Annotated in this window: 22 protein-coding genes; 13 read left to right on the top strand and 9 right to left on the bottom strand. The window is 63.6% G+C overall.

The genetic code is table 11. The features are described from left to right. The first annotated feature begins 11 nt into the window (after positions 1–11). The 3 genes from NCR39_RS01760 to aroG all read left to right on the top strand — a co-directional run bounded on the left by NCR39_RS01760 (position 12) and on the right by aroG (position 3,899). Positions 12–845, top strand: a complete 834-nt coding sequence (locus tag NCR39_RS01760; RefSeq protein WP_250450345.1) for a carbon-nitrogen hydrolase family protein — start codon at positions 12–14, stop codon at positions 843–845. Between the two features lie 180 nt (positions 846–1,025). Next, a complete protein-coding gene (gene tldD / locus NCR39_RS01755) occupies positions 1,026–2,492 on the top strand; it encodes a metalloprotease TldD (RefSeq protein ID WP_040052935.1) in 1,467 nt (488 codons plus the stop codon). A 333-nt stretch (positions 2,493–2,825) separates the two neighbouring features. Further along, complete coding sequence (gene aroG, locus NCR39_RS01750; protein ID WP_250450343.1) at positions 2,826–3,899, top strand: 3-deoxy-7-phosphoheptulonate synthase AroG; 1,074 nt, start codon at positions 2,826–2,828, stop codon at positions 3,897–3,899. A gap of 64 nt (positions 3,900–3,963) precedes the next feature. Here the strand turns inward: aroG and NCR39_RS01745 are convergent, their stop codons facing one another. Continuing rightward, complete coding sequence (locus tag NCR39_RS01745) at positions 3,964–5,040, bottom strand: hypothetical protein (RefSeq protein WP_250450342.1); 1,077 nt, start codon at positions 5,038–5,040, stop codon at positions 3,964–3,966. Positions 5,041–5,099: 59 nt separating this feature from the next. Next, on the bottom strand, positions 5,100–5,651 hold the full coding sequence (locus tag NCR39_RS01740) for a cob(I)yrinic acid a,c-diamide adenosyltransferase (protein WP_250451435.1): 552 nt from the start codon (positions 5,649–5,651) through the stop codon (positions 5,100–5,102). 186 nt (positions 5,652–5,837) lie between these two features. Between NCR39_RS01740 and NCR39_RS01735 the strand changes: the two genes are divergently transcribed. The 6 genes from NCR39_RS01735 (at position 5,838) to proC (ending at position 12,930) form a co-directional block, all read left to right on the top strand. Next, entirely contained in the window at positions 5,838–7,262 is a 1,425-nt protein-coding gene (locus NCR39_RS01735) for an FAD-binding oxidoreductase (protein WP_250450341.1), read from the top strand. 94 nt (positions 7,263–7,356) lie between these two features. Continuing rightward, complete coding sequence (locus NCR39_RS01730) at positions 7,357–8,910, top strand: FAD-linked oxidase C-terminal domain-containing protein (RefSeq protein WP_250450339.1); 1,554 nt, start codon at positions 7,357–7,359, stop codon at positions 8,908–8,910. Positions 8,911–9,029: 119 nt separating this feature from the next. After that, positions 9,030–10,118: a glycolate oxidase subunit GlcE gene (gene glcE / locus NCR39_RS01725; protein ID WP_040052940.1), complete on the top strand. Its 1,089-nt coding sequence runs from the start codon at positions 9,030–9,032 to the stop codon at positions 10,116–10,118. A gap of 8 nt (positions 10,119–10,126) precedes the next feature. Next, positions 10,127–11,353 carry a glycolate oxidase subunit GlcF gene (glcF, locus tag NCR39_RS01720; RefSeq protein WP_250450337.1) on the top strand — a complete coding sequence of 409 codons (1,227 nt, stop codon included), beginning with the start codon at positions 10,127–10,129 and terminating at the stop codon, positions 11,351–11,353. 46 nt (positions 11,354–11,399) lie between these two features. Continuing rightward, positions 11,400–12,095 carry a YggS family pyridoxal phosphate-dependent enzyme gene (locus NCR39_RS01715; protein ID WP_250450335.1) on the top strand — a complete coding sequence of 232 codons (696 nt, stop codon included), beginning with the start codon at positions 11,400–11,402 and terminating at the stop codon, positions 12,093–12,095. Between the two features lie 22 nt (positions 12,096–12,117). Beyond that, entirely contained in the window at positions 12,118–12,930 is an 813-nt protein-coding gene (gene proC, locus NCR39_RS01710) for a pyrroline-5-carboxylate reductase (RefSeq protein WP_250450333.1), read from the top strand. Between the two features lie 53 nt (positions 12,931–12,983). Here the strand turns inward: proC and ubiA are convergent, their stop codons facing one another. The 7 genes from ubiA to recG form a co-directional block, all read right to left on the bottom strand. Further along, complete coding sequence (gene ubiA / locus NCR39_RS01705) at positions 12,984–13,844, bottom strand: 4-hydroxybenzoate octaprenyltransferase (protein WP_250450331.1); 861 nt, start codon at positions 13,842–13,844, stop codon at positions 12,984–12,986. Positions 13,845–13,982: 138 nt separating this feature from the next. Next, a complete protein-coding gene (locus NCR39_RS01700; protein WP_250450330.1) occupies positions 13,983–14,471 on the bottom strand; it encodes a Dps family protein in 489 nt (162 codons plus the stop codon). A gap of 199 nt (positions 14,472–14,670) precedes the next feature. Next, positions 14,671–14,823: a hypothetical protein gene (locus NCR39_RS01695; RefSeq protein ID WP_250450329.1), complete on the bottom strand. Its 153-nt coding sequence runs from the start codon at positions 14,821–14,823 to the stop codon at positions 14,671–14,673. A gap of 51 nt (positions 14,824–14,874) precedes the next feature. Then, positions 14,875–16,362: a catalase gene (locus NCR39_RS01690; protein ID WP_250450328.1), complete on the bottom strand. Its 1,488-nt coding sequence runs from the start codon at positions 16,360–16,362 to the stop codon at positions 14,875–14,877. A gap of 301 nt (positions 16,363–16,663) precedes the next feature. Continuing rightward, positions 16,664–17,029: a DUF805 domain-containing protein gene (locus NCR39_RS01685; RefSeq protein ID WP_250450327.1), complete on the bottom strand. Its 366-nt coding sequence runs from the start codon at positions 17,027–17,029 to the stop codon at positions 16,664–16,666. Positions 17,030–17,267: 238 nt separating this feature from the next. Next, positions 17,268–18,227 carry a hydrogen peroxide-inducible genes activator gene (locus NCR39_RS01680; protein WP_087127862.1) on the bottom strand — a complete coding sequence of 320 codons (960 nt, stop codon included), beginning with the start codon at positions 18,225–18,227 and terminating at the stop codon, positions 17,268–17,270. 160 nt (positions 18,228–18,387) lie between these two features. Then, entirely contained in the window at positions 18,388–20,586 is a 2,199-nt protein-coding gene (gene recG / locus NCR39_RS01675) for an ATP-dependent DNA helicase RecG (RefSeq protein WP_250450326.1), read from the bottom strand. Positions 20,587–20,676: 90 nt separating this feature from the next. Between recG and queA the strand changes: the two genes are divergently transcribed. The 4 genes from queA (at position 20,677) to secD (ending at position 25,662) form a co-directional block, all read left to right on the top strand. Continuing rightward, the gene (gene queA / locus NCR39_RS01670) at positions 20,677–21,720 is read left to right on the top strand and encodes a tRNA preQ1(34) S-adenosylmethionine ribosyltransferase-isomerase QueA (protein WP_250450325.1); all 1,044 of its coding nucleotides are present in this window, start codon (positions 20,677–20,679) and stop codon (positions 21,718–21,720) included. Between the two features lie 51 nt (positions 21,721–21,771). Further along, entirely contained in the window at positions 21,772–22,932 is a 1,161-nt protein-coding gene (gene tgt / locus NCR39_RS01665; protein WP_250450324.1) for a tRNA guanosine(34) transglycosylase Tgt, read from the top strand. A gap of 203 nt (positions 22,933–23,135) precedes the next feature. Further along, the gene (gene yajC / locus NCR39_RS01660; RefSeq protein WP_159835259.1) at positions 23,136–23,465 is read left to right on the top strand and encodes a preprotein translocase subunit YajC; all 330 of its coding nucleotides are present in this window, start codon (positions 23,136–23,138) and stop codon (positions 23,463–23,465) included. 130 nt (positions 23,466–23,595) lie between these two features. Beyond that, the gene (gene secD, locus NCR39_RS01655) at positions 23,596–25,662 is read left to right on the top strand and encodes a protein translocase subunit SecD (protein ID WP_250450323.1); all 2,067 of its coding nucleotides are present in this window, start codon (positions 23,596–23,598) and stop codon (positions 25,660–25,662) included. Positions 25,663–25,675: the final 13 nt, after the last annotated feature.

Here is a 25,675-nt window from a genome sequence, read left to right as displayed (position 1 = left end):
GGCACCAGAACATGAACGAACAATCGAGCGAAAGCGCGGCGCAGCCGTTTCACGTCGCCGCGCTGCAAATGGTCAGCACGCCCGATCGCGACCGCAATCTCGCCGAAGCCGGACGGCTCATCGGCGAGGCCGCGCGAGGCGGCGCGCAACTCGTGCTGCTGCCCGAATACTTCTGCTTCATGGGCTTCAAGGACACGGACAAGCTCGGCATCCGCGAGACGCCCGGCGACGGTCCCATTCAGCAATTTCTCGCCGATGCCGCGCGCGAGCATCGCGTATGGGTGATCGGCGGGACGCTGCCGCTGAAATCGCCGGAAGCGTCGCGCGTACTGAATACGACGCTCGTCTTCGATCCTTCCGGCCGCCAAGCCGCGCGCTACGACAAGATTCATCTGTTCAATTACGAAAAGGGCGAGGAATCGTTCGACGAAGCGCGCACCATCTGCCCCGGCAGCGAAGTGCGGACGTTCGATGCGCCGTTCGGGCGCGTCGGACTTTCCGTCTGCTATGACCTGCGCTTTCCGGAGCTGTATCGGAAAATGGGCGATTGCGCGCTGATCGTCGTGCCGTCCGCGTTCACGTACACCACCGGCCAAGCGCACTGGGAAACGCTGCTCAAGGCGCGCGCGATCGAAAACCAGTGCTACGTGCTCGCCGCCGCGCAAGGCGGCAAGCACGAGAACGGCCGGCGCACATGGGGACACAGCGTGCTGATCGATCCGTGGGGCGAAGTCGTCGCCGTGCGCGAGGAAGGCGCGGGCGTCGTCGCGGGAACGGTCGATCCGGCGCGCATCGCCGAGGTGCGGCAGAGCTTGCCGGCGTACCGGCATCGCGTGATCGGCTGAAATCCGCCACGACGCCCCGTATCCCGATAATCAGCATTTCGACGGACTTGAAGACGCGCGTTTTCCCCTGCACATGGCTTCACTGACGCCGGACAGTAGAATAGTCCGACAGCACTTCGAGTCCGAAGCGGACTCGATCACGAACACGCGCAATCACGCCAATCACGCAATAGGCACCGCATGAACATCATCGAACCCGGCATTCGCAACCTCGTCACGGCGAAGGACGTCTTGCTGACGCCCTACGGCCTCGACGAAGGGCTCATCACGCGTACGCTCGCGGAAATCTTCACGCACCGCGTCGATTACGCCGACCTCTATTTCCAGTCCACGCGCAGCGAAGCGTGGAGTCTCGAAGAAGGCATCGTCAAATCGGGCAGCTTCAGCATCGATCAGGGCGTCGGCGTGCGCGCCGTCTCGGGCGAGCGCACGGCTTTCGCCTATTCCGACGATCTTTCGCCCGACTCCATCCGCCAGGCCGCGCTCGCCACGCGCGCGATCGCCAAGGCGGGCGGCGGCAAGCACAAGGTCAAGCCGGCCAGCACGCTCACGGGCGTGTCGGGCCGCGATCTCTACCTGCCCGCCGATCCGCTGCATTCGCTCGATGCGAACGCGAAGGTGAAGCTGCTGGAGCGCGTCGAACAGATGGCGCGCAGCCGCGATCCGCGCATCGTGCAGGTGATGGCGGGCCTCGCGGGCGAATACGACGTGGTGCTCGTCGCGCGCAGCGACGGCGCGCTCGCGGCGGACGTGCGACCGCTCGTGCGCGTTTCGGTGACGGTGATCGCCGAACAGAACGGCCGGCGCGAGATCGGCACGGGCGGCGGCGGCGGACGCTTCGACTACGGCTATTTCACCGACGACGTGCTGAACAAGTATTGCGACGACGCCGTGCACGCGGCGCTCGTGAATCTCGAAGCGCGCCCTGCTCCGGCCGGCGCGATGACCGTCGTGCTCGGGCCGGGCTGGCCGGGCGTGCTGCTGCACGAGGCGGTCGGACACGGACTCGAGGGCGATTTCAACCGCAAGGGATCGTCGGCGTTCGCGGGGCGCATCGGCGAGCAGGTGGCGGCGAAGGGCGTGACGGTCGTGGATGACGGCACGCTGCCGAATCGGCGCGGCTCGCTCAATATCGACGATGAAGGCAACCCGACGCAGTGCACGACGCTGATCGAGGACGGCATCCTGAAGGGCTACATTCAGGATTCGCTGAACGCGCGCCTGATGAAGATGCCGGTGACGGGCAACGCGCGCCGCGAATCCTACGCCGCGCTGCCGATGCCGCGCATGACGAACACGTACATGCTCAACGGCGACAAGGATCCGCAGGAGATTCTCGCGTCGGTGAAGAACGGCTTGTACGCGGTGAATTTCGGCGGCGGCCAGGTGGATATCACCAACGGCAAGTTCGTGTTCTCGGCGTCCGAGGCGTACATGATCGAGAACGGCAAGATCACGTATCCGGTGAAGGGCGCGACGCTGATCGGCAGCGGGCCGGAATCGCTCAAATACGTGACGATGATCGGCAACGATATGTCGCTGGATAGCGGCGTCGGCGTGTGCGGCAAGGAAGGCCAGAGCGTGCCGGTGGGTGTCGGCCAGCCGACGTTGCGCATCGAGAAGATGACGGTGGGCGGCACGGTTTGATTTTTTATGCGGCTTTTCCGCATCGAACGCGTTTGTTTGCGGCTTGGCCGCGCCGCTCGATGCGGATTGCCCGCGTTTTGCAGCGCGACGGGTTGTCAGCGCCGCGTGTTTGAGGTTATAAAGGCAGTCACAACTTTTTTCGACGTCCGATCCGACTCATCATGTCCGCCAAGTTTTATTTTTATTTCTTTTGGCATCTCAGGCCGCTGGCGGATCGAGAGGGTGAGTCGTACGCAGGTTGAAAAAACCGAATCCCGAGAAACCGCCAGCGAGTCTGGCGGTTTTTTTTCGCCCTTCATTCTTTGCTTAGAACACTGTTGTTGGAGAACCGAAATGCCCCCGCACAATACCGATGACGTTCGTATCCGTGAGTTGAAAGAGCTTGTACCGCCCGCGCATCTGATCCGCGAATTTCCGTGCACGGAGCCGGTGTCCGATCTCATTTTCAACGCGCGGCAGTCGATGCATCGCATTTTGCACGGCATGGACGACCGGCTGATCGTGATCGTCGGGCCGTGCTCGATTCACGATCCCAAGGCGGCGATGGAATATGCCGGGCGGCTGATCGAGCAGCGCAAGCGGTTCGCGGGGGAACTGGAAATCGTGATGCGGGTTTATTTCGAAAAGCCGCGCACGACGGTGGGCTGGAAGGGGCTGATCAACGATCCGTATATGGATAACAGCTTCAAGATCAACGATGGTTTGCGCGCCGCGCGGGAATTGCTCATGCATATCAATGAGCTTGGTCTTCCCGCCGGAACGGAATATCTGGATATGATCAGCCCGCAATATATCGCCGATCTTATTTCCTGGGGCGCGATTGGCGCGCGGACGACTGAGTCGCAGGTTCATCGGGAACTGGCTTCCGGGCTTTCTTGTCCGGTTGGGTTCAAGAATGGCACCGATGGGAATGTCAAAATCGCCGTCGATGCGATCAAGGCTGCGTCGCAGCCGCATCACTTCTTGTCCGTGACCAAGGGCGGGCATTCGGCGATTGTTTCTACCGCGGGGAATGAGGATTGCCACATCATTTTGCGCGGCGGCAAAGCGCCGAATTACGATGCCGCTTCGGTCGATGCGGCTTGTAGCGATATCGGCAAGGCGGGATTGGCCGCGCGCTTAATGATCGATGCGAGTCATGCTAATAGCTCGAAGAAGCATGAGAATCAGATTCCCGTTTGTGCGGATATCGGACGGCAATTGGCGGCTGGGGATGAGCGGATCGTCGGGGTCATGGTGGAGTCGCATTTGGTCGCGGGACGGCAGGATTTGAAGGAAGGCTGTGAGCTTACGTACGGTCAAAGCGTTACTGACGCTTGTATCGGGTGGGATGAAAGCGTCGGCGTTCTCGAAGGGCTCGCGGCGGCGGTGAAGCAGCGGCGAATTGTGAGGGGTGGGGGGAACTGATTCTGGATAAGTGGAATCTCTACCCATATATCGAGTTCCCCAGTCAAACCTGCTTACCGTTCACTTAACGCCACTTGGAGCAATCAAAGAGAAAATCGTTCATGGACGTCAAAGCGTCGATTTCGCCGCTTAGATAGGTGTAGCGATGGTCATAAAAGCTCTTTCTGACACTCGTATCGAGGCTGCGACGGTTGCAACGGTCCTGAATCGGGTTGGCCTGCATCGTGAACCGTACTTCCGCCTCGACGTGATCTGAGAATGCTCGACTAGCCTTCTGGAAATGACCGATAGCTGAGAACGCTGATTGTCCGCGCGCAGCCAACGCGCGCATCGCCTCGTTCTCCCGGTCGAGAATCGTTGCGTAGAATCGTTGAATCTTACGTGCGTCGCGAACGGTGGTGCGGACCACCGATCGCGGCTCTCCCGGATGCAATACCTGCTCGACGAGTTCCTGAAGGGCAGTTGCAAACACTGTCGCGCTACCAAGCAGCACGTCGATCTGCTGCAACGTTACATTACTGAAATCCGCCTCGTGGGCAACGATATGGCGGACGACAAAAATCTTCTCAATATCAGCGAGCACCGCCGGAACGTTCGAGATCGGAAAACGCACGGGGCGCATAGCAAACGACTCAAAGCTCATTCCACGGCGACCGCGCTCGTCTTGGAGGTCTTCGCTGGATAGGTAATCGTCATCGGGTTCAACGAACGGCTGGATGTCAGACAGCCACCTTGCCAGAGATTTCGAATGCCCATCGCCATTCAGCAGTTTCTCCAGATGCGACGCTATATGAGACAGGTTGCTAACTGGCAAGAGATGCGCCACTAGATTACCAAACGTTATCTCACCATCACTTAGCGCCTTCGTCAGTTGAAGATCAAACTCTAAGCACTTCTTGAACTGGTCTAATCTATCAACATAAGGGGCGCCGTGGTCGATTAATCTCTCAATCGCATTACGCACCGAAACTTCGATGCAACCTGCTAGCCCGACCATTGTCAGTGAGTTAACAATCGAACTATCGCCATGGCATTCCAGCATCCAGTCGAGGTCCTGCAATTCACTTCTGCCTGGCAGGTATCTACCCGAAGAGCGCGATTTTTTCTCGAGTATCTCTCTTAAGCGGTTTCTTTCTTTCATTGCTTATAACGCGTTAAAACTAAACGTTTCCGTTACTGCTGGAAGTAAACAATTATGAATTACGATATACGCCTCCACAACACATCCCCTCCCCCATCCGCCCGATTCACCACCCTCGCCACCACAAACAACAAATCCGACAACCGATTCACATACCGCCTGGGAGCCTCATTGACCGCATCGGTTTCGATACGCCCTAACGCCACAATCGCCCGCTCCGCTCTCCGGCAAATCGTCCGCGAAACATGCGCCAACGCCGCCGCCCTCGATCCCCCCGGCAAAATAAACTCCTTGAGCGGCGGCAAATTAGCGTTGTACTCCGCCAGCCACCCATCCAGCCGTTCCAGATGCGAATCCGAAATCATCGAATACCCGGGAATCGACAATTCCCCGCCTAAATCGAATAAATCATTTTGAATCTGCGTCAGCGCATCGCGAATCTCGGGCGGTAATGGCTCGCACAATAAAACGCCCAGCGAGGAATTCAATTCATCCACATCCCCGATCGACGCGACGCGCGCATCGTCTTTCGAAACGCGGCGGCCATCGCCGAGACCGGTGGTGCCATCGTCGCCGGTGCGCGTGGCGATCTTGCTCAGGCGGTGTCCCATCATTGCTCCTCGATTTATCAAAGCGCCAAAATCAGCCGCCCCATTATAGGCACGCCCCTCCGGCCGATTCTTCCAGCGCGTAGAATGAAGCAACCTTTCGCCGCCGCACGCAGAGCCGCGCAAGCGCCCGCGCGACATCGGCGGAAACCGCACAATAAGCCGCAAGAAAAGCCCCGGAGACATCCCGTGAATCATCCCGCCGAACACACCGCCATCCAGCAAGCGCGCCGCCCGTTTCCCGCCGCGCTCCTCGACTCGCTGAAAGAACAATTCGGCGATCGCGTTTCGACCTCGCAAGCCGTGCGCGAACATCACGGCCGCGACGAATCGCCGTTCGATCCGCAACTGCCCGACGCCGTCGTCTTCGCGCGCAGCACCGAGGACGTGCAAGCCATCGTGCGCCTGTGCGCGCAGCACGACGTGCCGATCATCCCCTACGGCAACGGATCGTCGCTCGAAGGGCATTTGCTCGCGGTGCAAGGCGGCGTCTCGATCGACCTGTCGGAAATGAACAAGGTCATCTCGATCAACGCCGAAGACCTCACCGCCACCGTCGAACCCGGCATCTCGCGCAAGCAACTGAACGAAGCGCTGAAAGACACCGGCCTCTTCTTCCCGATCGATCCCGGCGCGGACGCCAGCATCGGCGGCATGTCCGCGACGCGCGCCTCCGGCACCAACGCCGTGCGCTACGGCTCGATGCGCGAAAACGTGCTCGCGCTGACCGTCGTGCTCGCCGACGGCCGCGTCATCAAGACCGGCACGCGCGCGCGCAAATCGTCGGCGGGCTACGACCTCACGCGGCTCTTCGTCGGCTCCGAAGGCACGCTCGGCGTCATCACCGAAGTGACCGTGCGCCTTTATCCGCAGCCCGAAGCGATTTCGGCGGCCGTCTGCGCATTCCCGTCGATGGGCGACGCCGTGCGCGCCGTCATCGAAACCATTCAGATGGGCGTGCCGATTGCGCGCGTCGAATTCGTCGATACGCTCGCCGTGCGCGCGATCAATCGCCATTCGAACCTCACGCTGCGCGAATCGCCGATGCTGTTCTTCGAATTCCACGGCACCGAAGCGGGCGTCAAGGAGCAGGCCGAGACCGTGCAGGACATCACCGCGCAGAACGGCGGCACCGACTTCGACTGGGCGACGCGCCCCGAAGACCGCAGCCGCCTCTGGAACGCCCGCCACAACGCCTATTTCGCGATGCTGCAACTGAAGCCCGGCTGCCGCGCCGTCACCACCGACGTCTGCGTGCCGATTTCGCGGCTCGCGGAATGCGTCGTCGAGACGGAGAAGGATCTGCTCGGCTCGTGGCTGCCGTGTCCGATCGTCGGTCATGTCGGCGACGGAAACTTCCACGTCGCCATGCTGCTCGATCCCGCGAAGCCCGAGGAACTGGAAGAGGCGGAGCGTCTGAACCGGCGCATCGTGGAGCGCGCGCTCGAAGCGGGTGGCACCTGCACGGGCGAGCACGGCGTCGGGCTGCACAAGATGGGCTTCATGATCGACGAGCACGGCGAGGACGCCATCGGCGTCATGCGTTCCATCAAACAGGCGCTCGATCCGAAGAACATGATGAATCCGGGCAAGATCTTCAGCTTCACGCACTAGGCATCGGAAGCGCGCCGGATGGACGCAGAAGCCACGCGCGCGCAACATCGTCATTGAACAAGCGCCAGCATCAGGACAGGCGCCGGGAGGAGACATGAACGCACCGGACGAACTCAAGCCGCCGCTTTCGCCGGCGGTATCGCCAAATCTGCCGCACGAGATTTCCCCCGCGCTGACCGAGGAGCAACTGGCCGAGCGTCAGCGCGAAGTCGTTCAGGCGCTGATGGCCGTGCTGCCCACGCATTGCCTCTTGTTCCGCGACGAAGACACGTCCGTCTACGAATGCGACGGCCTCGCCGCTTACCGGCGTCTGCCGCTCGCGGTCGCGCTGCCGGAAACGGAGGCGCAGGTTCAGCGCGTCGTGCAGATCTGCGCGCGGCTCGCGGTGCCCATCGTTCCGCGCGGCGCGGGCACCGGGCTGTCGGGCGGCGCGATGCCCATTCGTCACGGCATCGTGCTGTCGCTCGCGCGCTTCCGGAAGATCGTCGAAGTCGATCCCTACGCGCGCACGGCCACCGTGCAGCCCGGCGTGCGCAATCTCGCGATCTCCGAAGCCGCCGCGCCCTACGGTCTTTACTACGCGCCCGATCCGTCGTCGCAGATCGCGTGCACCATCGGCGGCAACGTCTCCGAGAATTCGGGCGGCGTCCACTGCCTGAAATACGGCCTCACGGTGCACAACGTGCTGCGCGTGCGCGCGGTGACGATGGACGGCGACATCGTCGAATTCGGCTCGCTCGGCCCCGACGCGCCGGGGCTCGATCTGCTCGCGGTGCTCATCGGCAGCGAAGGCATGTTCGCCATCGTCACCGAAGTCACAGTCAAGCTGATCCCGAAGCCGCAGACCGCGCAAGTCATCATGGCGAGCTTCGACGACGTGGTGAAAGGCGGCAACGCGGTCGCGGCGATCATCGCGGCGGGCATCATCCCGGCCGGTCTCGAAATGATGGACAAGCCCGCGACGCGCGCCGTCGAGGAGTTCGTCAACGCGGGCTACGATCTGGACGCCGCCGCCATCCTGCTCTGCGAATCCGACGGCACCTACGACGAAGTCACCGAGGAAATCGTCCGCATGACCGCCGTGCTGCGCGAACACGGCGCGACGCGCATCCAGATTTCGCGTTCGGAAACGGAGCGCCTCAAGTTCTGGTCCGGGCGCAAGAACGCGTTCCCCGCCGCCGGCCGCATATCGCCCGACTACTACTGCATGGACGGCACCGTGCCGCGACGCGCCATCGGGCCGCTGCTCGCGCGCATCGAAGAGATGGAGAAGAAGTACGCGCTGCGCTGCATCAACGTGTTCCATGCCGGCGACGGCAACATGCATCCGCTGATCCTGTTCAACGGCAACGATCTCGACGAATGGCATCGCGCGGAAGCGTTCGGCTCGGACATTCTCGAATGCTGCGTGGAACTGGGCGGAACGGTGACGGGCGAGCATGGCGTCGGCATCGAAAAAATCAATTCGATGTGCGTGCAATTCTCGCCCGAAGAACGCGATGCGTTTCACGCGGTGAAGCGCGCGTTCGATCCGCCCGGGCTGCTCAATCCGGACAAGGGCATTCCCACGCGCGCGCGTTGCGCCGAGTACGGGAAGATGCACATTCGCGGCGGGCTGCTGCCGCATCCGGAACTGCCGCGTTTCTAGCGGCGCGGCGCGTTCCGCTATCCACGTTTGTCCGGGTATGGCTGCGTTAAGCGGCCGGTACAATCGACCGGACAGGCGGCACCGCCACTACAGCAGTCGAAACGAAGAGCGGGACATCCATGGAACAGGACGACATCGTCGCCGGCTGGTCGGAGCGGATCGCCCGGGCCACCGAGGCCGGCACGCCGCTGCGCATCCGCGGCGGCGGGACGAAGGACTGGTACGGCCAGACGCTCCAGGGTGAGATTCTCGACACGCGCGTGCATCGCGGCATCGTCGCGTACGACCCGGCGGAGCTCGTCATCACCGCGAAAAGCGGAACACCGCTTGCTGAAATCGAAGCCGCGCTGCGCGCGCACGGGCAGATGCTGCCCTTCGAGCCGCCGCACTTCGGCCGCAACGCGACGCTCGGCGGCTGCATCGCGGCAGGCATCGCCGGACCGCGCCGCGCGTGGACCGGCGCGCCGCGCGATTTCGTGCTCGGCGCGGTCATCATGAACGGACGCGGACAAGTGCTGCACTTCGGCGGGCAAGTGGTGAAGAACGTCGCGGGCTACGATGTTTCGCGGCTGCTCGCGGGATCGCTCGGCACGCTCGGCCTGATCCTCGAATTGTCGATCAAGGTGCTGCCGCGCCCGGTCGCCGAAGCCACGCTCAAGTTCGACATGCACGCCACCGACGGCGTGCGCAAGCTCAACGAATGGGGCGGCCATCCGTTGCCGATCACCGGCAGCGCGTGGCGCGACGGCACGCTCGCGCTGCGTCTCGCGGGCGCGGAAGCCGCCGTGAAAACCGCGCGCAACACGCTCGGCGGCGAAGTGGTCGATGCCGTCGAAGCCGATCGCTTCTGGATCGCCATGCGCGAGCAGACGGACCCGTTCTTCGCCGTCATCGAACCGCGCTCGGCGCTGTGGCGGCTCGCGCTGCCGTCGATCGCGGAGCCGCTGCATCTGCCGGGCGCGCAACTGATGGAATGGGGCGGCGCGCAACGCTGGTGGATCACCGATACCGATCCGCAGACCGTTCGCATCAGCGCGAAACAGGCGGGCGGCCACGCGACGATCTTCCGCGCAGGTTCCGCCTACGATCGCAACGCGGGCGTGTTCACGCCGCTGCCGGCGCCGCTGATGAAGATTCATCGCGGGCTGAAGGCGGTGTTCGATCCGGCGCGCGTGTTCAATCGCGCACGTTTGTATCCCGACTTCTAGGCGCATCGATGCAAACCAATCTCGCCGATTTCATCCGCGGCACGGCCGATGGCGACGAAGCCGACGCCATCCTGCGCAAATGCGTTCACTGCGGTTTCTGCACGGCGACGTGCCCGACGTATCAGTTGCTCGGCGACGAACTCGACGGACCGCGCGGGCGCATCTATCTGATGAAGCAGATGTTCGAAGGCGCGCCGGTGACGCGCAGCACGCAGACGCATCTGGACCGCTGCCTCACGTGCCGCAATTGCGAGAGCACGTGTCCGTCGGGCGTGCAGTACGGCAAGCTCGTCGAGATCGGGCGCAAGCACGTCGAAGAAAAAGTCGAACGCCCGATGCGCCAGCGCCTGCAACGGCGTCTTCTTGCAAGCTTCCTGCCGAACAGCACGCTCTTCACGCCCGCGATGAAACTCGGGCAGCAGTTTCGCGGCGTCCTGCCGCGCAAGCTGCGCGCGAAGATTCCGGTCGCCGAAAAGCCGCTCGCCCCGCCGACACGCAAGCACGCGCGCAAGATGCTGATGCTTGCCGGTTGCGTGCAGCCCGCGATGATGCCGAACGTGAACATCGCGACGGCGCGCGTGTTCGATGCGCTCGGCATCGAGATCGTGACCGCGCCCGACGCCGGCTGCTGCGGCGCGATCCGCCTGCATCTCGGCTACAACGGCGACGCGCTCGACGACATGCGCAACAACATCGACGCATGGTGGCCGTACGTGGAGAGCGGCGTCGAGGCGATCGTGATGAACGCGTCCGGCTGCGGCGCGACCGTGAAGGAATACGCGCACCTGTTGCGCGACGATCCGATGTACGCGGAAAAAGCGCGGCGCATCGTCGACCTGACGCGCGATCTCGCCGAAATCCTGCCGGTCTTCGAGGAAGAACTGGTCGCGATCGCGCGGCGGCGCGGCGTGCATACCGTCGCGTTTCATCCGCCGTGCACGCTTCAGCACGGGCAGCAGATTCGCGGGCGCGTCGAGCATTTGCTGACCTCGCTCGGCATCGAAGTGCGCCTGCCCGCGGACAGCCACATTTGCTGCGGATCGGCGGGAACGTATTCGGTCTTACAGCCGAAGCTCTCGTACGCGCTGCGCAACCAGAAGCTCGACCGGCTCGAAAAGACCGAGCCGCAGATGATCGTGTCGGCGAACGTGGGTTGCATCGCGCATCTGCAAAGCGGCACGTCCACGCCCGTCACGCACTGGATTCAACTGCTGGAGCATCTGCTGTACGGTTGACGCCGCTTCGTATAATGAGTGCTCGACCGCCCTTAAGCCTTGAAGCATGTCCATCGCTCAACATCTCGAAGAAGTCCGGCAACGCATCGCGGAAGCAGCGAAAAGCGCATCGCGCGATCCGGCGTCGGTCAGGCTGCTCGCCGTCTCCAAAACCTTTCCCGCCGACGATGTCCGCGCCGCCTTCGACGCGGGCCAGCGCGCGTTCGGCGAGAACTACGTGCAGGAAGGCGTGGCGAAGATCGCGGCGCTCGCGGATCTGCGCGGCGAGATCGAATGGCATTTCATCGGGCCGCTGCAATCGAACAAGACGAAGCTCGTCGCCGAGCAGTTCGACTGGGTGCATTCCATCGACCGGCTGAAGATCGCCGAGCGGCTGTCGGCGCAGCGTCCCGAAGGCGCGGCGGCGCTCAACGTCTGCGTGCAGGTGAACGTGAGCGGCGAGACATCGAAGAGCGGCGTGGAACCGGCCGATGCCGCCGCGCTCGCGCATGCAATCGCCGCGCTTCCGGGCTTGCGTTTGCGCGGCCTGATGGCGATTCCCGAACCCGCCGGCACGCTCGACGCCCAGCGCACGCCGCACGCGCGCCTGCGCGACCTGATGAACACGTTGCGCGCCGACGGCCTCGATCTCGACACGCTCTCGATGGGCATGTCCGCCGACCTCGAAGCCGCCGTGCTCGAAGGCGCGACGATGGTGCGCATCGGCACCGCCATCTTCGGCGCGCGCGACTACACGAACTGAACACTCACCTTCTGGCTCAATCATGAAAATCGCATTCATCGGCGGCGGCAACATGGCCGCGGCGCTCATCGGCGGTCTCGTCAAACGCGGCGTCGCGCCGGCAGACATCCATGCCATCGACATCAACGACGAAGCGCGCGCGCGCACCGCGAAGGAATTCGGCGTGTCGACGGGCGCGGCCATCGACGCGACGCTCGCCAGCTTCGACGCCATCGTGCTCGCGGTGAAGCCGCAAGTGCTGAAGAGCGTCGCCGAGGCGCTCGCGCCGCATCTGTCGCGGCAGACCATCATCAGCATCGCGGCGGGCATCCGCGCGACGGATTTGTCGCGCTGGCTCAACGGCTACGCGCAGATCGTGCGGACGATGCCGAACACGCCCGCGCTCATCGGCATGGGCGTGACGGGGCTGGCCGCGCTGCCGGGCGTGAGCGACGCGGCGAAGGCGCTGGCATCGCAAGTTCTGGAAGCGGTCGGCACGACCGTCTGGTTCGACGACGAAGCGAAGCTCGACGCCGTCACCGCCATTTCCGGCAGCGGCCCGGCGTACGTGTTCTATTTCATCGAAGCGATGCAGGAAGCGGCGCGCGCGCTCGGCATGGACGAGGAACAGGGCCGCGCGCTGGCCGTGGCGACGTTCACCGGCGCGGCGCAACTCGCGGCGCAATCCGGCGAGCCGGCGAGCGTGCTGCGCGAGCGCGTGACGTCGAAGGGCGGCACGACGGCGGCGGCGTTGTCGTCGTTCGAAGCAAGCGGCGTGAAGGACGCGATCGTGCGCGGCGCGCTCGCGGCTGAAGCGCGCGCGAAGGAAATGGGCGACGAACTGGGCGGCGTGTGATGCGTTTGATGCGTGGCTGCGTGCGCGGCGGCTAGCGTCCGCGCACGCCGCGATTACGCGGCGAGCGCGTAGTGCAGCGCGATTCCCGCGAACAACATGCCGCCGAGCCAGTTGTTATGCCTGAACGCGGCGAAACACGCCATGCGCTCTCGGCCGCGGATCAGCACGTAGTGATACGCCGCGCAGCCCGCCGCCGCGAGCCAGCCGAGCCAGTACGGCCAGCCGAACTTGAGCGCGATGCCGATGCCCGCGTACACCGCGAGCGTCGCGGCGTAGCAGAGCATGACGGCGAGCACGTCGTATCGGCCGAAGGTGAGCGCCGATGTGCGGATGCCGATCTTGATGTCGTCGTCGCGATCGACCATCGCGTATTCGGTGTCGTAGGCAACGGACCAGCAGACGTTCGCGGCGAGCATGATCCACGCGAGCATCGGCACATGATTCTGGACGGCGGCGAATGCCATTGGAATGCCGAAACCGAACGCGATGCCGAGATACGCCTGCGGAATCGCGAAGAATCGCTTCGTGAACGGATACGTGCCCGCGACGAAGAGCGCGAACACCGAAAGCTCTTTCGTCAGCGTGTTGAGCGGCAAGATGAGCAGGAACGCCACCAGCGAGAGCGCCGCCGCGAGCGCAACCGCTTCCCACGCCTTGATCTTGCCCGACGTGATCGGCCGCTCGGCGGTGCGCTTCACGTAGCGGTCGAAGTCGCGGTCGGCGTAATCGTTGATCGCGCAGCCCGCCGAGCGCATGAGGATCGTGCCGACCGCGAAGATGACGAGCAGCATGATCGGCGGACGGCCATCGGAGGCAATCCACAGCGCGTTGAGCGTCGGCCACAAAAGCAGCAGGCTGCCGATGGGCTTGTCGAGGCGCACGAGGCGCATATAGAGCGGAAGACGGGCGAGCATGGACGGCGGCGAAAAGGCGATGGGCTATTTTAGACCAGGCTCGCGAGCGCACGCCTTTGCGCATCGCGCATCGCCCAAAAGCAAAAAACCCGTGCGGTGAATGGCACGGGTTCTTGTCGAAACGAAGCGAACGCTGCTTTACGCGAGCATCGAACGCAGCATCCACGCGGTCTTTTCGTGCGTCTGCATGCGCTGCGTGAGCAGGTCGGCGGTCGGTTCGTCGTTCGCGGCTTCCGTCGACGGGAAAATTTCGCGCGCCGTGCGCACCACCGCTTCCTGGCCTTCGACCAGTTGGCGGATCATGTCTTCGGCGTTCGGCACGCCGTCCGCTTCGGGAATCGACGACAGCTTCGCGAATTCGCGATAGCTGCCCGGCGCATGCACGCCCAGCGCGCGGATGCGTTCCGCGATGGAATCGACAGCCGTCGCGAGTTCCGTGTACTGCGTCTCGAACATCAGATGCAGCGTGTTGAACATCGGACCGGTGACGTTCCAGTGGAAGTTGTGGGTCTTCAGATACAGCGTGTACGTGTCCGCCAGCAGCCGCGACAGGCCTTCGGCGATGCGTTTGCGATCTTTGTCGTTGATGCCGATGTTGACGGCAGGTGCGATGCCTTTTTTCGCCATGATGACTCCGTGAGAAGAGTGATATGAACCTGATGCGCGCCGCGCCGGACTTCCATTGCAGGCTGCGATCGTTCCGTCGCGCGGCGTTTCGAGCGTCCGACAGTTTAGCCTAGAAACGCGCGTACTTCTTTGGTCAGCAAGGCGCGAAAGCGTTGCTTCGCGCGTCTCGCGGACGCATGCACGCGCGCATCCATGCATGTCACGCGAAGACGCCCGCGCTCGCGACGACGAGTCCATAGCCCGCCGCGACGATGCCGAACGCGAGCGCCACGCGTGCGCCGCGCGAGGCCTGAAGGCTCGTCGTTTCGATGTGATCGACCGCCTCGCAGATGATGTTCAATGCCTGAGCCATGATCTTTCTCCTTCGTTGATTCGTCGCAGCCGCTTAGCGGTGAGGTTTGCGTCAGACGGCTGCCGTGTCGTTCTCGTCGATCTCGTCGATCGCGACGCGCTGCCCGAGTGCCGCGAGCGCATCGGCGACGCCTTGCGCGTAGGCCGGATCGGCGCGATGGAAATGCTGCAATTGACGCGCGACGATCTCATCAGGCACGCCGTGAATGTGCCGCGCGATATTGCCGTAGAGCCGCTCGCGCTGTGCATCGTCGAACAGGCGAAAGAGCGCGCCCGGCTGGCTGTAGTAGTCGCCGTCCTCGCGATGATCGTAGCGGTCCACCGCGCCCGCATCGAGCAGCGGCTCGTTGACGCTCGCGTCCTGCGCGAATTCGCCGAAGCGGTTCGGCTCGTAGTTCACGGTGCCGCCGAGATTGCCGTCGACGCGCATCGCGCCATCGCGATGAAACGGATTCGCCATCGGCGCGCGCGACGCGTTCACCGGAATCTGATGGTGATTGATGCCGAGCCGATAACGCTGCGTGTCGCCATACGAGAACAGACGCCCCTGCAACAGCCGGTCCGGCGAGAAGCCGATGCCCGGCACCACGTTCGCCGGCGTGAACGCCGCCTGCTCCACTTCGGCGAAATAGTTTTGCGCGTTGCGGTTCAGTTCGATCACGCCGACATCGATCAGCGGAAAGTCGCCATGCGGCCACACCTTCGTGATGTCGAACGGATTGATGCGGTACTGCGCGGCTTGCGTTTCCGTCATCACCTGGATGCGGAAATTCCAGCGCGGAAAGTTGCCGCGATCGATGTTCTCGACGAGATCGCGCTGCGCGCTTTCGCGATCATTCGCGATGACGGCGGCGGCTTGCGCATCCGTGTAATTCTCGAGCGGCTGCTGCGACTTGAAATGGAACTTCACGTAAGCGCGCTCGTTGTCCGCGTTGATGAACGAGAACGTGTGCGAACCGAAGCCATGCATCTGCCGATAATTCTTCGGAATGCCGCGGTCGCTCATCAAAATGGTCACCTGATGCAGCGATTCCGGATGACGCGACCAGAAATCCCACGCCGCGACGTTGCTGCGCAGGTTCGTGTACGGATCGCGCTTTTGCGTGTGGATGAAGTCGGGAAACTTCAGCGGATCGCGGATGAAGAACACCGGCGTGTTGTTGCCGACCACGTCCCAGTTGCCCTCTTCCGTGTAGAACTTGATGGAGAAGCCGCGCACGTCGCGTTCGGCATCGGCGGCGCCGCGCTCGCCCGCGACCGTCGAAAAGCGCATGAAGATGGGCGTTTCCTTGCCGATCGCCGAGAAGAGTTTAGCCTTCGTGTAGCGCGAGATGTCGTGCGTCACGCGAAACGTGCCGAACGCGCCCGATCCTTTCGCGTGCACGCGGCGCTCGGGAATCACTTCGCGGTCGAAGTGCGCGAGCTTCTCGACGAGCCAGAAGTCCTGCAGCGTGACGGGGCCGCGCGGACCGGCGGTCTGCGAGTTCTGGTTGTCCCCGACGGGTGCGCCGGCAGCGGTCGTGAGTCGTTGGGTCGTCATCGTGATACTCCTGGTTTGTGTTCGCTTGGGATGAGGGATGCGTCGCTCACGCGGTGCGGGCGAAATCGGCCAGAACGTGAAGCGCGACGCCGCGCAGTTCGGACCACATGGTCGGGACGCGCGGTTGTGACGGGTGCGGGGTCATCGCTTCTCTCCTGGCTGACTTTGGAGGAAGCATATCGAAACCTATCGAATAATTGAATTCGATTAATTTTATCTATTCGATAGGTGGACTAGGCGCGGCGAGCGCTGGCGGCGCGCAGCTTCGTGCGCTGCGCGCCTCGAGCTGCGCGCGAGGGCGTCACTGGACAGGATCGTCGCCGAAACGGTTCGAGCCGAGCGTACCGCGCGTGCATACCCATACGAGCAGAATCAGACCGACCACCGGAATCAGCGAGACGAACATCCACCAGCCGGAACGGTCGGTATCGTGCAGGCGGCGGGCACAGACTGCGAGTGACGGCAAGAAGGTTCCAAGTCCGATAATCACCTGCAATCCGATTACCAGACCGGTCATGTGTTCGCCGCCGGAAACACCCAGCAGCACGATCCCGATATTCAGAAGTGCGATCAACAGGTTGTAATACCAGTATTCAGCGCGGCGAGCGCGACCGTCAAAGGTGGCGTACTTGGAAAAGGCCGAACGAATGGCCTGCGAGAAATTCATGTGGATCTCCGTGGTAATGGCGCCGACATCACACTTGGGCCGGCTAACCACGGGCGATTCTAGGTTCGGACGAAAAGCAGAAATAGTACTCAGCGGCGCCAATGACCAAAAGCCACAAACCCGATCGCAAATATCGGAAGCGTCCGCTAAACGCGGACGCGGCTTTATGAATAGTCCTAATGGGCCTGTCGAGGCAGCGCGTAATAAACGGCTTCGCTAAAAAGCGTAAAACCGAATATCAATTTACCGCCACCGGAATATCCAGCTTCTTCACGCCCGGCAAATCGCATGCGGCGATGGCATCGCTGATGGCATCGATCGCGGGCATCCGCGTGAAGCTCTTGCGCCACGCGAGCACCACGCGACGGTCCGGCACGGGATCGTCGAACGGAACGTAGCTGAGCAATCCGGCATCGATGCCCGCCGCTTTCGGCTTCACTTCCATCACCGACATGCGCGGCAGCACCGTAATCCCGACGCCGCTCGCCACCATATGCCGAATCGTTTCCAGCGACGATCCTTCGAACGTCTTCTGAATGCCGTCCGCATTCTGCGAAAAGCGCATCAACTCCGGACACACGCCCAATACGTGATCGCGGAAGCAATGGCCGCTGCCGAGCAGCAGCATGGTTTCCTGCTTGAGATCGTCCGCGTCGATCTTGCTGCGGTTTTCCCACGCGTGACCCGAAGGCATCGCGACGACGAACGGCTCGTCGTACAGCGCGCGCACCATCAGCCCGGTTTCGGGAAACGGCAGCGCCATGATCGCGACATCGATTTCGCCTTGCTTCAACAACTCGATCAGCTTGAGCGTGTAGTTTTCCTGAAGCATCAGCGGCATCTGCGGGACCGATTTGATCATCTGCTTGACGAGCGTCGGCAGCAGATAAGGCCCGATCGTGTAGATGACGCCCAGCCGCAGCGGGCCGACCAGCGGGTCCTTGCCCTGCTTCGCGATTTCCTTGATGGCGAGCGTCTGTTCGAGCACGCGCTGCGCCTGCGTGACGATCTGCTCGCCGATCGGCGTGACGCTGACTTCGCTCGTGCCGCGCTCGAAGATCTGCACGTTGAGCTCGTCTTCGAGTTTCTTGATTGCCACCGACAGCGTCGGCTGGCTGACGAAGCACGCCTCGGCGGCGCGGCCGAAGTGCCGCTCGCGCGCAACCGCGACGATGTACTTCAATTCAGTAAGCGTCATTGGGGGCCAATGAAAGACTTGGATTCAATAGGTTGAAGTTATACACCTCTGCACGCCGGTTCGACAACCAAAGTTGTAGCGGCGCGCGCGGCGTCGTGTCGTACCCGCTGCACGTTGCGGTAATCAATAGGGACAGACAAGAACGAATCTAGTTCGTCGCCTAAGCCTTCAGATAATGCTCACGCGCGCCGAGCCAGCGCGCGAGATGCCGCGTGACCGCATCCGGAAACGCATTTAGCATCTGCTCCGCGGCCTCGCGCGCGGGTTCGATCAACCAGCCGTCGTTTTCGAGACTGGCGAAGCGCAGCATCGCTTCGCCCGATTGCCGCGCGCCGAGAAACTCGCCGGGACCGCGAATTTCCAGATCGCGCCGGGCGATTTCGAAGCCGTCGGTGGTTTCGCGCATCGTTTGGAGCCGGGCGCGCGCCGTCTGCGAAAGCGGATTCGAGTACATCAGCACGCACACGGAAGCCGCGCTGCCCCGCCCCACGCGCCCGCGCAACTGATGCAGCTGCGCGAGCCCGAAGCGCTCCGCGTGCTCGATCACCATCAGCGACGCGTTCGGCACATCGACGCCGACTTCGATCACCGTCGTCGCGACGAGCAATTGCACTTCGTTGCGCGCGAAGGCGTCCATCACCGCGGCTTTTTCGGCGGGCGCGAGCCGGCCATGAACCAGGCCGACGCGCAATTCCGGCAGCGCTGCGACGAGCGTCTCGTAAGTCTCGACGGCCGTTTGCAGTTGCAGCGTTTCGCTCTCCTCGATCAGCGGACAAACCCAATAGACTTGCCGCCCCGTCAGCGCCGCCTCGCGCACGCGGCCGATGATCTCGTCGCGGCGGCCATCCGACACGACCTTCGTGAGAATCGGCGTGCGGCCCGGCGGCAGTTCGTCGATGGTCGATACGTCGAGATCCGCGTAGTAGGTCATGGCGAGCGTGCGGGGAATCGGCGTGGCGGACATCATCAGTTGATGCGGCTGGAAGTCGTGCCGGCCGTCCGCCGCGTTCTGCGCCTTCGCGCGCAACGCCAGCCGCTGCGCGACGCCGAAGCGATGCTGCTCGTCCACGATCACGAGCCCGAGGCGCGCGAATTCCACCGCGTCCTGAATGATCGCGTGCGTGCCGATCACGAGTTGCGCGGTGCCGAGCGCCGCCGCTTCGTTGGCCGCGCGCTTCTCCTTCGCCTTGAGACTGCCCGCGAGCCACGCGACGGTGACGCCGAGCGGCTCCAGCCAGCCGCGCAGCTTGCGCGCGTGCTGCTCCGCGAGGATTTCGGTCGGCGCCATGAGCGCGGCCTGATAACCGGCGTCGATGGCCTGCGCCGCCGCCAGCGCCGCGACGATGGTCTTGCCGCTGCCGACATCGCCTTGCAGGAGACGCTGCATAGGATGCGCGAGCGTCAGTTCGCCCGCGATTTCCGCGCACACGCGCTCCTGCGCGCCGGTCAGCCGAAACGGCAGCGCGCGCAGCAGGCGCACGACGAGCGAAGCGGCGTCGTCGGCGGCACGGCGCGGCATCGCGGGCGCGGCGCGGGTGCGTCGCTCGGCATGCGCGCGCTTGAGCGACAACTGCTGCGCGAGCAGTTCCTCGAACTTGATGCGCGTCCACGCGGGATGCGTGCCGTCGATGAGCGCGGTCTCGTCCGAATCCGCGCGCGGATGATGCAGCGTCTTCACGGCGTCGAAGAGGCCCGGCACGTCGAGCGGCGCGAGATGCGCCCGCGCGATCGGCTCGGGCAGCAGTTCCGGCAACGACACGCGGGCGAGCGCGTTGTCGATCGCCTTGCGCAAATAGGCCTGCGAGATGCCCGCCGTCGCCGGATAAACGGGCGTGAGCGCCTGCGGCAGCGGCGTGTCTTCATCCACAGGACGCAAGGCCGGATGCACCATTTCCAGCCCGAAGAACCCGCCGCGCACGTCGCCGCGCACGCGCAGCCGCGTGCCGATGGCCATTTGCTTGACCTGCGACCCGTAGAAGTTGAGAAAGCGCAGCGTGAGTTCGTCGCCGGCGTCGTCGTGAATCTTGACCAGCAACTGGCGTCGCGGACGGTAGGCAATCTCATTGTCGAAAACGATGCCTTCGGTCTGCCCGTTGTCGCCGGGAATGAGTTCGGCAATCGGCGTAAGCGAGGTTTCGTCCTCGTAGCGCATCGGCAGATGCAGCACGAGGTCGATGTCCGACTTGAGGCCGAGCCTCGCGAGCTTGTCCGCCGTCTTGACGACGGGCTTCGGCTTTTCCTCCGCTTTCGCCTTCTTGCGCGCGGGCGCGGCGGCGGCGCGCGGCGCCTCGCTTGCGGCACCCGGCTCGGCGGTCAGCGGATCGGTCGAGGCGGCCACGCGGCGGTCGGACAGGGGCATCTAATCTCTTCGCAAGTACAATATGAGGTTTGTCGGCGCGTTTCATGCTGTTTTAGCTTGTTTGCGCCTTCGTTCGTGCGACTTCCAGCCATGTTCACGCTTTCCGATTTCGATTTTAATCTGCCGCCCGAGTTGATCGCGCAGAGCGCGCTCGCCGAGCGCAGCGCGAGCCGTCTGCTCGAAGTCGACACCCGCAGCACGCCGGCCACGCTCGTCGACCGGCGCTTTTCCGAATTGCCCGATCTCGTCGAACCCGGCGATCTGCTGGTCTTCAACGATACCAAAGTCCTGAAGGCGCGGTTCTTCGGCCAAAAGGCCAGTGGCGGGCGCGTCGAAGTTCTGGTGGAGCGCCTGACCGGCGCGACGACCGCGCTCGCGCAGATTCGGGCGAGCAAGAGTCCGGCGCCGGGCAGCACCATCCGCCTCGCCGATGCGTTCGACGTGACCGTCGGCGAGCGCGTCGAACCGTTCTATACGCTGCATTTTCCGGCCGATTGCCTGACGCTCATCGAGCAATTCGGGCGCTTGCCGCTGCCGCCGTACATCGAGCACGACGCCGACGCCTACGACGAAACGCGCTATCAGACGGTCTACGCGGCGAATCCCGGCGCGGTGGCCGCACCGACCGCGGGCCTGCATTTCGACGACGCCCTCTTCGCCCGGCTCGATGCGCGCGGCGTCGAGCGCGCGACGCTCACGCTGCACGTCGGCGCGGGCACGTTCCAGCCGGTGCGCGTGGAGAACATCGCGGAGCACAAGATGCACAGCGAGTGGTACGCGCTGCCGCAGACGCTCGTCGACCGAATCGCGGCGGTGAAGGCGCGCGGCAATCGCGTGATCGCGGTCGGCACCACGTCGATGCGCGCGCTCGAAGCCGCCGCCCGCGACGCCGCCGCCGCCGGCCGTCCGCTTTCCGCGACGAGCGCCGAGACCGACATCTTCATCACGCCGGGCTACGAATTCCGCGTGGTGGACCGGCTCGTGACGAACTTCCATCTGCCCAAATCGACGCTGATGATGCTCGTCTCCGCATTCGCCGGAATCGATACCATCCGCGAGGCGTACCGGCACGCAATCGAACAGCGTTATCGTTTTTTCAGCTACGGCGACGCGATGCTCCTCACGCGCGCATAACTCCTTTCAACCCGACGCGCCGGACTGTTCTCCGGTAGCACAGGAATCTACATGACCGAGAATCACACTCCGCCGGACAACGGCCTCAAGTTCGAACTGCTGACGACCGACGGCCAGGCGCGCCGCGGCCGCCTCACGCTCAATCACGGCGTCATCGAAACGCCGATCTTCATGCCGGTCGGCACGTACGGCACCGTCAAGGCCATCCAGCCGCGCGAACTCGACGAAATCCGCGCGCAGATCATCCTCGGCAACACGTTCCACCTGTGGCTGCGGCCCGGGCTGGAGACCATCGGCGCGCACGGCGGCCTGCATCGCTTCATGGGATGGAACAAGCCGATTCTCACCGATTCCGGCGGCTTTCAGGTCTTTTCGCTCGGCGATCTGCGCAAGATCACCGAAGAAGGCGTCACGTTCGCATCGCCGATCAACGGCGACCGGCTGTTCCTGTCGCCCGAAGTGTCGATGCAGATTCAGAAGGTGCTGAACTCCGACATCGTCATGCAGTTCGACGAATGCACGCCCTACGCGACCAACGGCGTGCCGACCTCGCACAAGGACGCCGCCGATTCCATGCGCATGTCGATGCGCTGGGCGAAGCGCTCCATCGACGAATTCGAGCGGCTCGGCAATCCGAATGCGCTCTTCGGCATCGTGCAGGGCGGCATGTTCGAAGACCTGCGCGACGAGTCGCTTGCGGGGCTGTCGGACATCGGCTTCCACGGGTTCGCCATCGGCGGGCTGTCGGTCGGCGAGCCGAAGGAAGACATGATGCGCGTGCTGAATCACATCGGCCCGAAGCTGCCTGCCGACAAGCCGCATTACCTGATGGGCGTCGGCACGCCGGAAGATCTCGTCAATGGCGTGGCGGCAGGCGTCGACATGTTCGATTGCGTGATGCCGACGCGCAACGCGCGCAACGGCTGGCTCTTCACGCGTTTCGGCGACCTGAAGATCAAGAACGCGAGCCACAAGAATTCGATGAAACCGCTCGACGAAAGCTGCGGCTGCTACACCTGCCGGAATTTCACGCGGGCGTATCTGCACCATTTGCATCGCGTGGGCGAAATTCTCGGCGCGCAGCTCAACACCATCCACAACCTGCATTACTACCTGCAGCTTATCGGCGAAGTGCGCGAATCGATCGAAAATCACACGTTCGAAGCGTTTCGCAAGACGTTCGCGGAAAACCGCGCGCGGGGCGTCGATTAACGAAGCACCGACAATCCGCCGTCGCGATGCGGCGACATATTACAATCTGCTTTCTATTGCTCGCGAACGCCTTCGACATGCGGTAACGGCTTGATGCCAAAGCGCATTCCGGGGGCTTCGCGGCATGGGCGGGTGGTAGAATACCCGGCTAATTTCTGACCTAGTTTTTGAACGTATTTTCGACGTATAACGGAGAGACCAACGTGTCGTTCATTTCCAATGCCTTTGCACAAGGCGCCACCGCGGGCAGCGCGGAATCGAGCCTGATGAGCTTCCTGCCGCTGATCCTGATGTTCGCGGTGCTGTACTTCATCATGATCCGTCCGCAGATGAAGCGTCAGAAGGAACATCGCAACATGCTCGCGGCCATGGCCAAGGGCGATGAAGTGGTGACGAACGGCGGCATCGTCGGCAAGGTCACGAAGGTGTCGGAAGCGTACGTGGGCGTCGAAATCGCCGAGGGCACGGAGATCACCGTGCAGAAGGCGTCCGTCACGACCATTCTCCCGAAGGGCACGATCAAATCGCTGTAAGGCCAGTATTTCCGCGTCCGGCGCGGCCTCGCTCCGAGCCCTCCGAGTCCCCGAGTCGGTCCAGCCGGCTCGTCGCGCATAACGCCGGACGCCCTCTCCTCCGAAGCCAACTTTCCGTTCGGCCATCCCCATGAATCGTTATCCCCTCTGGAAGTATGTCGTGATGCTGGTGGCGCTCGTCATCGGCCTCGTGTACACGCTCCCCAACTTCTTCGGCGAAGCGCCCGCAGTGCAGGTGTCGAGCGGCAAGGCAACGGTCAAGCTCGATTCGTCGACGCTCGCCAATGTCGAAGGCGCGCTTGCTGCCAGCAAGATCGCCGCGGACGAAGTCACGTTCGACAACTCGCAGACGAACGCCAATATTCGCGTGCGCCTGAAGGACACCGACACGCAGTTGCGCGTGAAGGACCTGCTCACGAAAACGCTGAACAGCGACCCGTCCGATCCGCAGTTCATCGTCGCGCTGAATCTGCAAAGCGCCTCGCCGCGCTGGCTGACGGCGCTGCACGCGCTGCCGATGTACCTCGGCCTCGACCTGCGCGGCGGCGTCCACTTCCTTTTGCAAGTGGACATGGCCGGTGCGCTGAACAAGAAGCTCGACTCCGACGCAGCGGACGCCCGCACTTACCTGCGTGACCGCAACGTCCGCGATGGCGGCGTGAGCCGCGTCGGGCAATCGGTCGTCGTGAATTTCTCGGATCAAGCCGTGGCCGACAACGCGCGCACGCTGCTGACCACCGGCGTCTCCGAACTGCAATGGACGACGCGTCAGGGCGGCGACGGCTATCAGGTCGTCGGCACGTTCTCGGCGGCGACGCAGCGGACCGTCGAGGACGGCGCGCTCAAGCAGAACATCACGACGCTGCATAACCGCGTGAACGAACTGGGCGTCGCGGAGCCGGTGATCCAGCAACAGGGCGCGGACCGCATCGTGGTCGAGCTGCCGGGCGTGCAGGACACGGCGAAGGCGAAGGACATCATCGGCCGCACGGCGACGCTCGAAGCGCGCCTGGCTGACCCCGTGAACACGTACATCGGCGCGAACGATCCCGTCCCGCCCGGCGACGAAGCGTTCAAGCAAGGCGACCGCAACGTGCTGCTGAGGAAGCAAGTGATCTTCACCGGCGACCGCATCATCGACGCGTCGGCCGGCTTCGACGATCATCAGCGCCCGTCCGTGAACATTCGCCTCGACTCGGCCGGCGGCCGCGCGGTGGCGGCGGTGTCGCGCGAGAACATCGGCAAGCCGATGGCGATGGTGCTCTTCGAGAAGGGCAAGGGCGAAGTGCTGACGGTGGCGACCATCCAGTCGGAACTCGGCGACCGCTTCCAGATCACCGGCCAGCCGACGCCGCAAGCCGCAACCGACCTCGCGCTGCTGCTGCGCGCCGGTTCGCTCGCCGCGCCGATGGACATCATCGAGGAACGCACGGTCGGACCGAGCCTCGGCGCGGACAACATCAAGAAGGGCTTCGATTCGGTCCAGTACGGTTTCGCCGCGATCGCCATCTTCATGATCGTGTACTACCTGCTCTTCGGCCTGATCTCCATGCTCTCGCTGTCGGTCAACCTGCTGTTGCTCGTCGCGATTCTCTCGATGCTCCAGGCCACGCTGACGCTGCCGGGCATCGCGGCTATCGCGCTCGCGCTCGGCATGGCAATCGACGCGAACGTGCTGATCAACGAGCGCATCCGCGAAGAACTGCGTAACGGCGCGCCGCCGCAGACCGCGATTCAGGAAGGCTTCAAGCACGCGTGGGCGACCATTCTCGATTCGAACGTCACCACGCTGATCGCCGGTCTCGCGCTGCTCGCGTTCGGCTCCGGTCCGGTGCGCGGCTTCGCGGTGGTGCACTGTATCGGCATTCTGACGTCGATGTTCTCGGCCGTGTTCTTCTCGCGCGGCCTCGTGAACCTGTGGTACGGCGGCAAGAAGAAGCTGAAGTCGCTGGCGATCGGCCAGGTGTGGCGTCCCGAAGGCGCGAGCGGCGAAGCGGCTGCGGCGGCTTATCTGGCGGCGCAGCGCGGCGACGATTCCCCCGTCGACGAGATCGTGACCACCGCGCAAGGCAAGACGAAGACCGCGCCGGTCGCGCCGCGCGCAGCGGCCCAGAAGCCCGCGCGCGCCGGCAAGCCGACCGTGCGCCGCCGCTCGGGTCCGGGCGTCGATCAACAGAAACCGGGTTCGTCCCACTGAGCCCCGGAGCAAC

The organism is Caballeronia sp. ATUFL_M2_KS44, assembly GCF_023630965.1.
In the GTDB taxonomy this organism is placed as follows: Bacteria; Pseudomonadota; Gammaproteobacteria; order Burkholderiales; family Burkholderiaceae; genus Caballeronia; species Caballeronia concitans.
This window is presented reverse-complemented; position numbering and strand designations above follow the sequence as displayed.